General features: G+C 62.1%; 13 protein-coding genes. 7 read left to right on the top strand and 6 right to left on the bottom strand.

The genetic code is table 11. From position 1 onward, the window contains the following. Nucleotides 1-36 precede the first annotated feature (36 nt). Entirely contained in the window at nt 37-1,047 is a 1,011-nt protein-coding gene (locus RI103_RS00370; RefSeq protein ID WP_310813533.1) for a sodium:calcium antiporter, read from the top strand. An 80-nt stretch (nt 1,048-1,127) separates the two neighbouring features. Here RI103_RS00370 and RI103_RS00375 read toward each other — a convergent pair whose 3' ends face one another. After that, a complete protein-coding gene (locus RI103_RS00375) occupies nt 1,128-2,198 on the bottom strand; it encodes an HAD family hydrolase (protein ID WP_310813534.1) in 1,071 nt (356 codons plus the stop codon). Between RI103_RS00375 and RI103_RS00380 the strand changes: the two genes are divergently transcribed. The 3 genes from RI103_RS00380 to RI103_RS00390 all read left to right on the top strand — a co-directional run bounded on the left by RI103_RS00380 (nt 2,197) and on the right by RI103_RS00390 (nt 4,073). Then, nucleotides 2,197-2,472 (top strand): hypothetical protein, encoded by a 276-nt coding sequence (locus RI103_RS00380; RefSeq protein WP_310813535.1) that lies wholly within the window; start codon nt 2,197-2,199, stop codon nt 2,470-2,472. The two genes, RI103_RS00375 and RI103_RS00380, sit on opposite strands and share 2 nt — an antisense overlap. Nucleotides 2,473-2,601: 129 nt before the next feature. Beyond that, nucleotides 2,602-3,066 carry a hypothetical protein gene (locus RI103_RS00385; protein ID WP_310813536.1) on the top strand — a complete coding sequence of 155 codons (465 nt, stop codon included), beginning with the start codon at nt 2,602-2,604 and terminating at the stop codon, nt 3,064-3,066. 32 nt (nt 3,067-3,098) lie between these two features. After that, nucleotides 3,099-4,073, top strand: a complete 975-nt coding sequence (locus RI103_RS00390) for a transporter (protein WP_310813537.1) — start codon at nt 3,099-3,101, stop codon at nt 4,071-4,073. A gap of 404 nt (nt 4,074-4,477) precedes the next feature. Here the strand turns inward: RI103_RS00390 and fliT are convergent, their stop codons facing one another. From fliT to RI103_RS00405, 3 genes are all read right to left on the bottom strand, one after another. Further along, nucleotides 4,478-4,777, bottom strand: coding sequence for a flagellar protein FliT (gene fliT / locus RI103_RS00395; protein ID WP_310813538.1), 300 nt, complete (start codon nt 4,775-4,777; stop codon nt 4,478-4,480). Nucleotides 4,778-4,796: 19 nt separating this feature from the next. Next, nucleotides 4,797-6,614, bottom strand: coding sequence for a flagellar filament capping protein FliD (fliD, locus tag RI103_RS00400; protein ID WP_310813539.1), 1,818 nt, complete (start codon nt 6,612-6,614; stop codon nt 4,797-4,799). Nucleotides 6,615-6,760: 146 nt separating this feature from the next. Next, nucleotides 6,761-8,203, bottom strand: coding sequence for a flagellin (locus RI103_RS00405; RefSeq protein WP_310813540.1), 1,443 nt, complete (start codon nt 8,201-8,203; stop codon nt 6,761-6,763). 268 nt (nt 8,204-8,471) lie between these two features. On the opposite strand from RI103_RS00405, the gene RI103_RS00410 reads away from it, so the two are divergent. Next, entirely contained in the window at nt 8,472-9,413 is a 942-nt protein-coding gene (locus RI103_RS00410) for an aldo/keto reductase (protein WP_310813541.1), read from the top strand. Nucleotides 9,414-9,775: 362 nt separating this feature from the next. Then, the gene (gene rpsU / locus RI103_RS00415; protein WP_006050883.1) at nt 9,776-9,988 is read left to right on the top strand and encodes a 30S ribosomal protein S21; all 213 of its coding nucleotides are present in this window, start codon (nt 9,776-9,778) and stop codon (nt 9,986-9,988) included. Between the two features lie 209 nt (nt 9,989-10,197). Here the strand turns inward: rpsU and RI103_RS00420 are convergent, their stop codons facing one another. Both RI103_RS00420 and RI103_RS00425 read right to left on the bottom strand, forming a co-directional pair. Next, on the bottom strand, nt 10,198-10,623 hold the full coding sequence (locus RI103_RS00420; RefSeq protein WP_310813542.1) for a hypothetical protein: 426 nt from the start codon (nt 10,621-10,623) through the stop codon (nt 10,198-10,200). Between the two features lie 404 nt (nt 10,624-11,027). Next, a complete protein-coding gene (locus RI103_RS00425) occupies nt 11,028-11,624 on the bottom strand; it encodes a DNA-3-methyladenine glycosylase I (protein WP_310813543.1) in 597 nt (198 codons plus the stop codon). A 140-nt stretch (nt 11,625-11,764) separates the two neighbouring features. Here RI103_RS00425 and RI103_RS00430 point away from each other — a divergent pair, with 140 nt between their 5' ends. After that, nucleotides 11,765-12,646, top strand: a complete 882-nt coding sequence (locus RI103_RS00430; protein WP_310813544.1) for a BadF/BadG/BcrA/BcrD ATPase family protein — start codon at nt 11,765-11,767, stop codon at nt 12,644-12,646. Nucleotides 12,647-12,658: the final 12 nt, after the last annotated feature.

Consider the following 12,658-nt stretch of genomic DNA (forward strand, 5'->3'; position numbering starts at 1 on the left):
TCCGCCGCGCCTCTGCGTGTTTGCGGAGCTCCGCGCATGACCGGTCTCCTGTTCGAACTTGCCATCATGCTGGTCATCATTCTGGTGGCGGCCGAACTCTTCACCAATGCGCTCGAGCATCTAGGCGAACGCCTCAAGATCTCCGAAGGCGTGACGGGTTCACTGTTCGCCGCCGTCGGCACCGCGTTGCCCGAGACCCTCGTGCCGCTGCTCGCGATCGCGGGCGGCACGAGCGATAGCGCGGTCAATCAGGAGATCGGCGTCGGCGCGATTCTCGGCGCGCCGCTGATGCTTTCCACCCTCTCCACCTTCCTCATGACGCTCGCAGTTCTCGGCTCGCGCGGCGCGCGCGGCTGGGTTGCGCCGGAACGCACGGGCTTCGCGCGCGACCTCAACTATTTCCTGTGCGCGTTCGTGCTGGCCGCCGCCGCGATGTACGTGCCGCACGACCAGATGATCGTGCGGGCGCTTTTCAGCGTGGCATTGGTCGGCGTCTACGTCACCTATGTGGTGATGACCTTCCGCGCATCCAATCAGTTAGTCGATGCCGGTCACGGCACCGAAGCGCCGGGCAAGATGCTGATCTCGCGCCTCGGTGTGCCGACCAACCTCGCGACCATCGCGGTGCAACTGGCGCTCGCCGTCGCGTTGCTGGTATGGGGCGCGGAAGGCTTCATCCATGGTGTGCGCGGCGTGTCGCAGGTGCTCGGCGTGTCGCCGCTGCTGCTCTCGCTGCTGATCATTCCGATCGCCACCGAGTTGCCGGAGAAGGTCAACAGCATTCTGTGGATTCGCCGCGGCAAGGACACGCTGGCATTCGGCAACATCACCGGTGCAATGGTGTTCCAGGGCACCTTGCTGCCCGCGATCGGTATTCTGCTGACGCCGTGGGTGCCGCGCATCGAAGTGGTGACCGGCATTGTGATCACGCTCGCTGCCGCGGCCTGGCTGCGCATCAACGTGCGCGAGCGCGGCGTGCCGGTCTGGGCGCTGCTGGTTTGCGGCGTGCTGTACGCCGCGTATCTGGCGATTACGCTGACTCGCTAGGCGCGCTGCTCAGCCAGTCACCGCGAACCAGGCGAACATTCGCAGAAGGCCGCTCACCAGCGGCCTTCTGCGTTTCACGCTCAGTTCTTTGCAGGCGTGGTCGACGCCGACACTGCCGTCGTCGCACTGTCCGGCTTGAACACGGTCTTCCAGTCATCTTTCATATCGATGACGAGCCAGCCCTTCGCGCCGGCCTCGTCCAAACCCTTGTCGAGCTTGCCGCTCTTCGCCGCGCGGTCATACGCGTATTCGCGCTCCGCATCCGTGTGATGCACGAGCGCGGCGAGGCGCGGGCCGTCGCCTGCCGAGGTCCATTCGAGCATCGGCGCGTCGCCGTCCGCGTTACCGAACGCCATCACCGGACGTCGGCCGATCACGCGATCGATGGCCAGCGGTTTGGCCGAGCCGTCGACCAGCGTGTCGACCTGCGCGAGGCGCACCAGCGAGACCGCGCCGTTAGTCTGGCCGTACCGGTACTTGACCGTGCTGCCGATCACCTGCTCGGGCGGGATACCGTACATGCGCTGAGCCACGTCGCGGACGAACTCGACGTCGCCGCCCGTCACCAGATAGGTCTTGAAGCCGTTCGCGCGCAGATAGGCGAGCAACTCGAGCATGGGCTGATACGCGAGATCGGTGTAACGCCGGTTCAAGCGTGGGTCGCTCGCCGAATCGAACCATTGGTGCACGAGTGCGGCGAACTGATCGCCCGTCATGCCGGCGTGCGCCGCCGCCAATACCCGCATCGAGCCGGCGTCGCCGCTTGCCGCCACATTCTTGAGATTGCCTTTGAGGATCGAGCGAAACGGTTCCTGGCGCTTCCATTCCGGATGCCGCCCGGCCACCGTCTTCACCCGTTGCAGCGCGAACACCAGTTGTACCGAAGCGGGTTGCTCCGGCCACAGTGTGCCGTCGTTATCGAACACGGCGATCCGGTCGGCGCGCGGGATGAAGTCCTTGGACTCGGGCGTCGTCACCAGCGTAACGAAGTCGACGAGCGAGCGTCTGGTCTTCGTGTCGTTCCATGACGCCAACGCGGCGGCCGTCGTTGTGCCGGTCTGCGATACCTCGTCCTGGCGCGGCGTCACGGAGCAAGCGGAAAGAAGGACAACGGTGAAGGCGATGCAATATCGATGCAACGTGCGAATCATGAAAGCCTCATCGAAAGCGGTGGGTCGAACTTTGAGCGAGCGCCAGTCTAATGGGCCAGCGCGGTTATTGCAGCCGTTGTGGGATTTTTTCGACATGACGGTCGAGCCTGTCCGGCCACAACAAAATGCCAATCGAATAAGCGGGAAATTGAACGCGAATGGGCCTGGCTTTCGGCCGTGTTACAAATTTATCTCTGTCACTTCCAGAATCGTTGCTAGTATTCCTAACGATGCCAGCGTGGTGAATCTTCTTCTTTCCGCATGGTTCATTTGATGCGGCGTTTCTCGTTTCAAGGAGCGCTCATGCAAAGCCTGTATCAAGCTGCACCGCCTTCCCAGATCGTTCAAGTGACATAGCGCGCCTCATCGCCTATAAGAAATACCCGTAAAACGAGGCTCGATAATGGGTTACAACTGCGCGTTTGGGGTGGGGGCGTTATGCGCCGCCGCGTTCATGCCGTCGCCGGGCTTCTCTCAGGCATCCGCCGACGACGCTAATAAAAGCAATAACCCGCTCAATCTCGCTGCCTCTTTCAATCTCCAGAATTACTACACGCCGAGTGTGTTCGGCGCGAGTGCGCACACCAACGACCTGCTGCTTCGACCCACCGTGCCGCTTGGCCCGCACAGCCTGATCGGCGTGCCGCAAATCTTCCGTGGCACTTTCTCGATGCTGTCCTTAAAACGCGCGGGAATCCAGGCTTGGATCGCCGGATTGGCGTTGATCGTGTTGCCGTGCTTGCAAGCGGCGGCGCAGACGAGCGCGCCGGCCACCGCCGCCAATTGTGCGCGAAGCCCGACGCGGACGCCAACGCGCGCGGTGCGGCTCGCCGAAGCAGCTCGCCCAGATGCGGTTCCGCAGGAATGAGAATGCCGAACTTTCATTCAATGAGGACGATCATGAGTCAACCTAACTGTTTCCTCGCAGCCAGGCGACTCGTTGCCGGATTGTGCAAGGGCGCGCTTCTGAGCACCGTTTGCGTGAGTCTTTTCCAAACAGCGTGGGCGACTGAAGGCGGCATCGGCCGCCCGATCACCGGCATGCAGGTCACGCCATACGGCGGCGTCGTGCCGCCCACCAGCGACTGGATCGTGTCAGCCGCTACGATCTATTACGAAGGCTCGTTAGGCGCTAGCAAGTCGATTCCGATCGCTGGACAGGTCACGGCAGGCGTCAACGCGACGGCCGAATACACCATCCTCGCCGCGGTCAAGACATGGGGGATCACCGCGAGCGGCTGGAACTTCGCGTCGTCGTTCGGCGTGCCGGTTCAGTACACCAACATCTCGTCGTTTCACGGCAGCTTGCCGAACGACCACGGCACGCAGTTCGCCGATTTCTTCTTCACGCCGGTCATTGCCGGCTATCACCTGACCAAGACCGATCATGTCGCATTGAGCGTGCAGATCTACGCGCCGACCGGTGCGTATAACCCGAACCGGCTCGCCAATGCCGGGCAGAACACGTGGACTTTCACGCCGACCATCGCCTATACGAAACTGCTTCCGAAAGAGGACATCGAGCTGTCGTTGAACTATGGCCTCGAGTTCTACACGCCGAACAGCGACACCCACTATCACAACGCGCCGCTCAGCGTGCTCGATTTGCTGGCCCTCAAGCGCTTCGGCAACGGCTGGGGCGTCGGCGTGGTGGGCGGCTATATCCAGCAGATCGGTCATGACACCGGCGGCATTGCGAACGTCCTCGGCGGCAGTCAGGGGCATGCGGTGGGCCTCGGGCCGATGGTCACCTGGTCGGGCAAGATCCAGAAGACGCCCGTGTCGGCTGCGCTGCGGTGGGTCAACGAATTCAACACCAGCAACCGGCCGAAGGGCAATGCGGTGCAACTGTCGGTCAACGCGACTTTTCAGTAACCCTGGCGTACCACCGTGCTACGGATCCTTCTTGTTGGGTGTGTGCTTCAGTGCAGGTCTCATAGGTCGTCGCCGCAAGGAGAGGTAATAGTGTCAAGACCACGCGAGGCGGGCGGCAAGGTGCGCATCGTCCTGCCTGAGGGCTTTCGCCGGACTTCTGGCGAGGAGCGCCTGCGGAATGACGCCGGATATGAGGCGGCTATTTCCAATGGCGTCGGCGAATGACGACGGTGTCGACCGAATGAGTTTATGGGCGCGTCGTAAACGCCAAAGCGCCGAGCAGCGTCGGGAAATGCCCTTAATTCGGTCGCGAGCACCAACAAAAACGCCCGCGCGAGGCGGGCGTGAGACGAACGAGTACACCAGGTGTAGTTATTGTTATTCTTTTTTTTGCCGTGCCGCGATCAGAGCATCGCGACGCGGTGATATTCCTTCATGGCGCTCGCGGAGCGCATTGCCCGGTTGTAGTCGGCATCGAGCTTTTCCTTGTTGTTCGCCGCCATCGCCATCACGGCTGCGTCGATCGCCTGAATACTGCGCATGATTTTGAGCGTCTCGCCGTCGACGTCGCCCGTCAGCGACATGAGCAGAGGGGCGCGCTGCTCGGTCAGCCGGGCGGCCTCCGGCCAGTCGGACTGCTGCGCGGCGTGCCCGATCGCCTGTGTCAAGTTAAGGAGGCCTTCGGCCTGTTCACGCGATGTCATGTCAGATCACCTCTTCGGCTTAGTTCTTGCCGTTTGCCAGCGCGCCGGCACTATTCGAGCCGCCGAACAGTTGTGTCAGATACTGCGAGTTGTTGTTCATCGTCGCCATCAAGGTGTTCAGAGCGGTGAACTGCGCCTGGTACTGGCTGGTGAGCTGGGCGGTGTAATCGCTCAGCGAGGTTTGTTGAGCCGCAATGCTGGTCAGGTCGGCGTTGATCGCGGTTGTTTCGGTATCCATGATACCGCCCGTCTGCGTGAACGTCGTGATGCTGTTGTTCAACTTGGCGGCGATGCCGGTCGTCGGGTTGAACAAGGCCGCAACGGTCGACGACGAGTTGGTCAGTGCGGCAGTCAGTGCGGTGTTGTCCGACGTCAGTGTGCCGTCCGCGTTCAACGTGATGCCGATCGAGGCTAGCGAGAGCGACGTGGTACTGCTATTCACACCGCCGCTGACGATACTCGCCAGCGAATTCTGGATTGTGTTGACCATCGAGTCGCCAAGCAACGGGCCCGCTTGCGAGCCTTGCGCCTGCGTGCCGTCGAACGACGTGAGCGTACCCATCGTCGTGACCATTGTGTTGTACAGGCTCACGAAGTTGGTGATCGCCGTGACTTCCGAGGTCGTGTCGGACGCAATGGTCAGCGTCTGGGTATTGCCCGTGGTCGTGCCCGATGACGACGTGGTGCCGAGCGCGGCGGCGGTCAGGTTCAACGTGACGCCTGCGATTGCGGTGGTCGAAGAGTTGCTCGAGCTGCTGATTGACGTGCCGTCAACCGTAAACAGCGCATCTTGCGCGGACTGCGTTTGGGTCCAGTTGCCGCCGCTCGCCGACGTGACCGACGAACTCGTCGCCATGCTGCCAAGACTCGAGATTCCGTTATCGCCCGATACGTTGCTCACGCTGGCGGTGATGGCCGTGGTGCCACCGCTCGTCGGACTCAGCACGAGTTGCGAGCCGCTCGAGGTGGTGACAACCTTTGCGCTGATGCCCGGATTGCCGACGGCGCCATTGATGGCCGAGGCAATAGCGCTCAACGTGTCGTTTGGCGAAGTGATGTTGACGCTCATCGAGTTGCTGCCGAGCGCCAACGTCAGCGTGCCGCTACCGAGTTCCTGCGTCGAGCCGAACGTGTTCGACGAGAGCGCCGGCGACGAGGTCACGCCGAGACTCGACAGGCCCGTGCTGCTTGAAGAGACGCTGATGGTGTTCGCGACGCCGGTGGTGGTCGAGCGCAGCACCAGGTGCGCGCCATCCGTACCGGTCACGATGGTCGCCGACACACCCGGATTGTTGGTCGCGGAGTTGATGGCCGCGGCAATGCCGCTCAAGGTGTTGTTCGTCGAGTCGATGTTGACGCTCATCGTCTGACTGCCGAGCGAGACGTTCAACGTTCCGGTGCCGATCTGCGCGATCGGGCTGAACGCGCCCGAGGAAATTGTTTGAGCCTGCGCGATCTGCTGGACCGAGATGGAGTAGCTACCCGCCACTGCGCCGACGCCGGCGGTTGCGGTGAGGCCCGAGCCGCTCGCGGTCGCGGTGTAAGACGCGAGCGTCGTACCGTTCGCGAGGTTGGTCAGGCTGGCTTGCAATGCCGCCAGCGCGGCCTTGAGCGTGCCGATTGCGGAGATCTTGGTGTTGTCCGCGGTGCTTTGGGCGGTCAGTGCCGATAGCTGGCCGGCCGTCTTCGAGTTGACGAGCGCTGTGACCAGCGAGGAGACATCAAGCGACGAGTTGCCTGTGGAGCCGCTGATGATCGACTGTGCTGCCTGCTGAAGCGCGGCATTGTTGGCTGCGGTTGTGGCGGCAGCGGTTGATGCTGTCGAGACGGTTGACATGGAGCGGCTCCGGGCGTCGGTGAGTCAGTAAGGCGTAGGTGTTTATTTGGAATGCAGAGCGGGAGGCCGTGCCTCCCGTCAACCTCGAACTATCGCATACGCGTCGCGCGCTATGTGCGGCGCGTATGTTTTTACTGCGTGAAGCCTTACTGCAGAAGCTTGAGAACTTGCTGCGGCAGCGAGTTCGCCTGGGCTAGCACTGAGATACCAGCTTGTTGCAGCACTTGCGCCTTGCTCAGGTTCGCCGTTTCTTGTGCGAAGTTGGCGTCGGTGATTTGCGACTGAGCTTGCGACAGATCGGTCGACTGAGCTTGCTGCGTCGTGGCGATTGCGGTGAAGCGGTTTTGTGCTGCACCCAGCGTTGCCTGGATGTTGTTCACCGTCGTCAGCGCGTTGTCGATGGCTTCCATTGCCTGGTTTGCACCGGTCGTCGTGCTGATGTTGATGTTCGAGACCGTCGGCGGCGCGTTGTTGGCTGCGATCGTGCCGAAGTTGCTGGCCGGTGCAGCGCCGATGGTGCCGGAGAATGCCAGCGTAGCGGGGGCAACGGGGGGGCCGGCAACCGCGTTGGCGGAGGTGCCAAAGACCGCCGCCGTGACGCTAGCCGACAACTGTGTGCCGTTCTGATCGAACAAAACCATGCCACCGCTGCCGTCCGACTTCGCCGTGATCGAGGTGATCGCGTTGGACGGGCTCGCGCCAGCGATGTCCACACCGGTCTTCGAGTCGATACTGATACCACCGATCGTGCCCAGCACCGTGCCCGAGGTCACGCCAGCCACATTGTTGGCGTTGATGCCAGCCAGAGCCGTTGTCGGATCCAGGGCGCCACCGGCAGCAGCGGTCAGCGAGCCGGTCGTCGGCGTGGCGCCGAACAACGTTTGGACGGCGCCGCCAGCGGCAGTCGAAAGCTGCTGGTTGTTCTGATCGGTGAAGGTGTAGCCGCCATTGCCGTCGGACAGCACGTTGATCTGGGTGATCTCGTTGCCTGCGCTCGTGCCGTTGACCCATGCTGCGCCTGCCGAATCGACCGACACGGCGATCGAGCCGAGCGTTGCGCCTGCCTGCACCTTGCCGCCTCCGAGCGTTGCGGAAGACAGGCTTTGCGTCAGGTTCAGGTTAACCGTCTGGCCAACGCTTGCACCGACCTGGAACGACACGCTACCTGCCGAACCGTCCAGAATGTTCTTGCCGTTGTATGTCGTTTGGGAAGCGATACGGTTCACTTCAGCGATTTGCTGCGCAACTTCCTGTTGCAGCGATGCTTGGTTATCAGCCGTCAGGCCTCCGCTCGAAGCTTGCACCGCGAGCTGGCGAATACGTTGCAAGCTGGCCGTGATCTGGCTCAGACCGCTCGATGCCGTCTGAATCATCGACACACCGTCGTTCGCGTTCGACACGCCCTGGTTCAGGCCGTTGATCTGCGTTTGCATGCCAGTCGAGATTGCCAGACCTGCTGCATCGTCAGCCGCGCTGTTGATGCGCTTGCCCGACGACAGACGCGTGATGGCTTGCGAAAGGGCGCTTTGCGAGCCATTAAGGTTTTGCTGTGCAACCAGCGAGTTGATGTTGCTATTGATTCCGAGCATGGAAGATCTCCTAAATAAGCCTTGAGCCCAATACGCCACGTTGGCATCGGCGGAAGCACTCGTTCATTGCTGGCCGCCTCAGTGAAGGTTGACGGCCCCACTAAAAAAAACTTGAGGGGACTTTGTGCAATGGCGAGTCAAACGTTTTCCATGCGGGCTTATTGCAATGTCGCTGAAAGCCGCTTGCAGCCTTGCTCGGCAGACGCGCTGCAAGTATTGAAAAGGCGGCGTATTCTCCTTTTCTCTTGTGACAAACCTTGGAGAAATCATGCAAAAGCGAAGGATTGGGCGTTCGGAATTACAGGTCACTCCGCTTATGTTCGGCGGCAATGTTTTCGGCTGGACTGCCGATGAAGCCACCTCGTTTTCGATTCTGGATGCGTTTGTCGACGCAGGTCTCGACTTTATCGATACCGCCGATGTCTATTCCGCATGGGTGCCCGGCAACCAGGGCGGCGAATCGGAAACCATCATCGGCAAGTGGTTTCGTCAGAGCGGCAAGCGCGACAAGATCGTGCTCGCCACCAAGGTCTCGAAGCATCCGCAACGCAAGGGGTTATCGGCGGCGAACATTCAGGCGGCGGTCGAGGATTCGCTGCGGCGCTTGCAAACCGACTACATCGACGTCTACTTTTCTCACGACGACGACACCGAAACGCCGCTCGCCGAAACACTCGGCGCCTATCAGAAGCTGATCGAGGCCGGCAAGGTGCGGGTGATCGGGGCGTCGAACTACAGCGGCGCGCGGGTCGAGGAGGCGCTCGCGGCGTCCCGCCAGCATGGCCTGCCTGAATATCAACTGCTGCAGCCGGAGTACAACCTGTATGACCGCACGGAATATGAGCGCGACATCGAACCGGTGGCGCTCGCCAATCAGCTTGGCGTGGTGGTGTATTACAGTCTGGCGAGCGGCTTTCTGTCCGGCAAGTACCGTTCGAAGGCGGATCTGGCCAACAAGGCGCGCGGCAGCCGGGTCGAAAAGTATCTGGACGAACGCGGCTTGCGAATTCTCGCTGCGCTAGACCGGGTTGCCGAGGCGCATGGCAGCACGCCGGCCACCGTCGCTCTGGCATGGCTGATCGCGCGGCCGAGCGTTACGGCCCCCATTGCCAGCGCGACGTCGGTCGACCAGCTCGAAAGTCTCGCGGCGGCCGTCCACCTGATGCTGACGGGCGCCGATATGCGCGAACTGGACGAAGCGAGCGTCTGAAGGCGCGGCAGGCGACCTGGCGCAATCCCTAAACCCCTGGTAGGATGGGGAGTTTCCTGATATCATCGGGAGTGAATTGAGATCTTTGCCTGTTTCGTCAATGCTTTTTCGTTGATGAAAGGTTGGCGAAACGGCAGCAGACGCGGCTTTTGCATTGTGTCTGTCCGCGTTCCGCGGTGAACTCCCCACCTCTCTTTTCCGGCCTCCGTGGCCGCTTTGCCTCTCGTTTCATTCGTGGTTTGGCCGGGTTTTACCCGCGTTTGCCTGTTACTGGCCATGAACTGAAACGACCGGAGGGCCGGCGCGTGAGCGGTATGCCGCCACGCAATTTACCCCTATCAAGTGATTGAGTTAGGAATTAAATGACGACGATTCTTCTGAAAGAAAACGAGCCGTTCGAAGTGGCGATTCGCCGCTTTCGTCGCGCAATCGAAAAGAATGGCCTGATCGCTGAACTGCGTGAACGCCAATCGTACGAAAAGCCGACCACGGCACGTAAGCGCAAGAAGGCTGCTGCTGTGAAGCGCCTGCACAAGCGCCTGCGCAGCCAGATGCTGCCGAAAAAGCTGCACTAAGCACGCTTTTCCGCACGGCCGAACGGCGGTGTGAGCTTCGAAAGAAGCCACATCGCCGTTTTGCTTTTTGGGCGTGCGGTGGAGCGGTTAGCCTGAAATGGGCGGCCAACGCGGCCCGCGTGGCTCGCGCGCCTTGGGGCGCGCTTGTAGATGGCTAATGGTGGGTGCACTGCGACGCCGGCGCCGCATCGGTATCCCGGGGAATCGGTTTATGCAGCGCTTTTCAGGCGGTCGGCGGAAAGGCCGAACTGGCGGGCGATCGAGCTTAGGCGTTCAAGCCATTCCCAGGTGCCGAATACGTCGTGGACGTTTTGCAGGCAACTGAGCAGGTCGACGGTGGCCGGATCGTACACATTGATGCGTGAGCGCAGGAGTGCCTTCTTCAGCGCGGACACGCCGACGTCCATGTACGCCGGCATCTCCGCCGGCGTTTTGCCGATGAAGCGCACCGGGATGCCTTCCATCGCAGTCATATAGTCGCGCGGCTTGATGAAGCTGCCGACCGGGCAGCCGCCGCAATAGCCGCGATAAGCCCCGCCGCCGCGCGGCAGCAGCGCGGCGCGCTTCTGGCTCAACAAATGACCCACGGCTTGGTCGAAAATCTCCTGTTGCGTCAGGAAGTTAAGAGTTTTCATGGTTGGTCTCCCGGGGCGTTGCGCAGCGGTTATTCGTTGTCTGAGCGCATGACCAGCAGTATCGGGCGTGCTCCGTTCGGCGAAGCCCGGACTAACACGGCGAAACGCCGCCAATTCCCGGGTTTGGCTCGTTTTCCACGATGCTCCCCATGCCACGGGGTTCGCCGACTGCCGCAACCGCAGCTCATAACCGTATAACGACCGACATACCCCGGAAGCGCAGCAGGGCTTTACCGGATGAGCGCACCGCGCTGGATCCGGCGACATGGTGCGTCGTGTTCTCGCCCTCCCGGCCTTGCGTCGCAAGGTAATGGCCGGACACGCGCTGCGGTGCCTGGGAGTTTCCCTGAGCCGCCCTTCTTTGTTAGAACAGCGGCACTAAGCGCGGGTGAATACCGGGCGCCTTAGCCCGCTTTGCGATTACGTCCTTTCTTGCCAAGCGCTGCGCATCGCGCGCGGCACATGCAACTCGCCTCGTGGTCGTTCACCATGCCGACCGCCTGCATGAACGCATAACAGATCGTCGAGCCGACGAACTTGCAGCCGTAGCGCTTCAGCCCCTTGCTCAGGGCGTCCGAAATCTCCGTCGACGCAGGCGCCTGCTTGTACGAAGCCCAATCGTTCTGGATCGGCGTTTGATCGACAAACGACCACACGAAGTTGGCGAGCGAGCCGTGTTCGGCCTGAATCTGCTGAACGGCGCGGGCGTTGGTAATGGCCGCCTCGATCTTGCCGCGATGGCGCACGATACTTTCGTCCTTCACCAGCGTCTCCACGTGCTTTGGCGTAAACCGCGCCACCTTCGCGATGTCGAAGTCCGCGAAAGCGCGGCGATACCCGGCCCGTTTGTTGAGAATCGTCGACCACGACAAGCCGGCCTGAGCGCCTTCCAGCACGAGCATCTCGAACAGATGTCGGTCGTCGCGCGAGGGCACGCCCCATTCGGTGTCGTGATACTGTGCGAGCGCTTCGCTCGATACCCAGTTGCATCGCTGTGTCACTGTCGCGCTCCTGCGTTGTGATGTCGCCCGCCAGCATAGCCGAAGCGGTGCGCACTGCAAGCTGGCCGTTCGGCCAATTGCCGGATTGAAACCGACCTGCCACGCTATGCGTTATTCATCCACGGAACCCATTCGATTCCATGAACAAAGACCTCTTTCTGATCGGCATTGACGGCGGCGGCAGCGGCACGCGGGTCGTGCTCGGCGACGCGCAAGGCCGCGAGCTGGCACAGGCGGCAAGCGGGCCGTCGGGTTTGGGACTCGGCGTCGAACGTGCGTGGCAGGCCATCGCGGCCGGCTGCGGCGACGCATTTGCAAGTGCCGGCATGGCGCTGGACTGGTCGCGCTGCGTGCTCGGCTGCGGATTGGCAGGCGTCAACAATCGCGACTGGCTGGCAGCGTTTCGCGCGCAAGCGCCCGCGCTAGCGGGACTCGCCGTGGAAAGCGATGCCTACACCACCTTGCTGGGCGCGCACGGCGGCGCGCATGGTGTGATCGTCGCGCTCGGCACCGGCAGCGTGGCGGCCGTGCTGGATGGCGAAAGCGAATGCCGCCAGGTTAGCGGCTACGGCTTCCCGTCAGGCGACGAAGCGAGCGGCGCATGGCTTGGACTGCGGGCCATCGTGCATGCGCAGCAAGCGCTCGACGGGCGCGGTCCCAACGACGATCTGGCGCAGGCGCTGATCGCCCACACCGGCGCGCACGACCGCGACAGCCTCGTCGTCTGGCTGTGCGAAGCCAATCAGACGGCGTATGCGAGGCTGGCGCCGATCGTCATCGCCCACCGCAAGCATGCGTTCGCGGCGCGTTTGCTGGGCGAGGCTGGCGTCGAAGTGGGCAAGATGATCGCCGCGCTGGATCCCTCGACGAGCCTGCCGGTCGCGTTGTGCGGCGGGCTCGGCGCGCCGCTGCGCGAGTACGTGCCCCAGATTTATCAGGCGCGTTTGCGCGAACCGCTGGCCGACTCGGCGCACGGCGGATTGCAGCTGGCACAGCGCGAAGCGGCTCGCGTCAGCGGCTAAAACGGCGAGCCG

Source organism: Paraburkholderia sp. FT54, assembly GCF_031585635.1.
In the GTDB taxonomy this organism is placed as follows: domain Bacteria; phylum Pseudomonadota; class Gammaproteobacteria; order Burkholderiales; family Burkholderiaceae; genus Paraburkholderia.

Bases quoted from the DNA above. Each gene is read 5' to 3' on its own strand.
- RI103_RS00370 (WP_310813533.1), top strand. From the start codon at position 37: ATGACCGGTCTCCTGTTCGAACTTGCCATCATGCTGGTCATCATTCTG.
- RI103_RS00380 (WP_310813535.1), top strand. From the start codon at position 2,197: ATGAAAGCCTCATCGAAAGCGGTGGGTCGAACTTTGAGCGAGCGCCAG.
- RI103_RS00375 (WP_310813534.1), bottom strand. From the start codon at position 2,198: ATGATTCGCACGTTGCATCGATATTGCATCGCCTTCACCGTTGTCCTT.
- RI103_RS00385 (WP_310813536.1), top strand. From the start codon at position 2,602: ATGGGTTACAACTGCGCGTTTGGGGTGGGGGCGTTATGCGCCGCCGCG.
- RI103_RS00390 (WP_310813537.1), top strand. From the start codon at position 3,099: ATGAGTCAACCTAACTGTTTCCTCGCAGCCAGGCGACTCGTTGCCGGA.
- fliT (WP_310813538.1), bottom strand. From the start codon at position 4,777: ATGACATCGCGTGAACAGGCCGAAGGCCTCCTTAACTTGACACAGGCG.
- fliD (WP_310813539.1), bottom strand. From the start codon at position 6,614: ATGTCAACCGTCTCGACAGCATCAACCGCTGCCGCCACAACCGCAGCC.
- RI103_RS00405 (WP_310813540.1), bottom strand. From the start codon at position 8,203: ATGCTCGGAATCAATAGCAACATCAACTCGCTGGTTGCACAGCAAAAC.
- RI103_RS00410 (WP_310813541.1), top strand. From the start codon at position 8,472: ATGCAAAAGCGAAGGATTGGGCGTTCGGAATTACAGGTCACTCCGCTT.
- rpsU (WP_006050883.1), top strand. From the start codon at position 9,776: ATGACGACGATTCTTCTGAAAGAAAACGAGCCGTTCGAAGTGGCGATT.
- RI103_RS00420 (WP_310813542.1), bottom strand. From the start codon at position 10,623: ATGAAAACTCTTAACTTCCTGACGCAACAGGAGATTTTCGACCAAGCC.
- RI103_RS00430 (WP_310813544.1), top strand. From the start codon at position 11,765: ATGAACAAAGACCTCTTTCTGATCGGCATTGACGGCGGCGGCAGCGGC.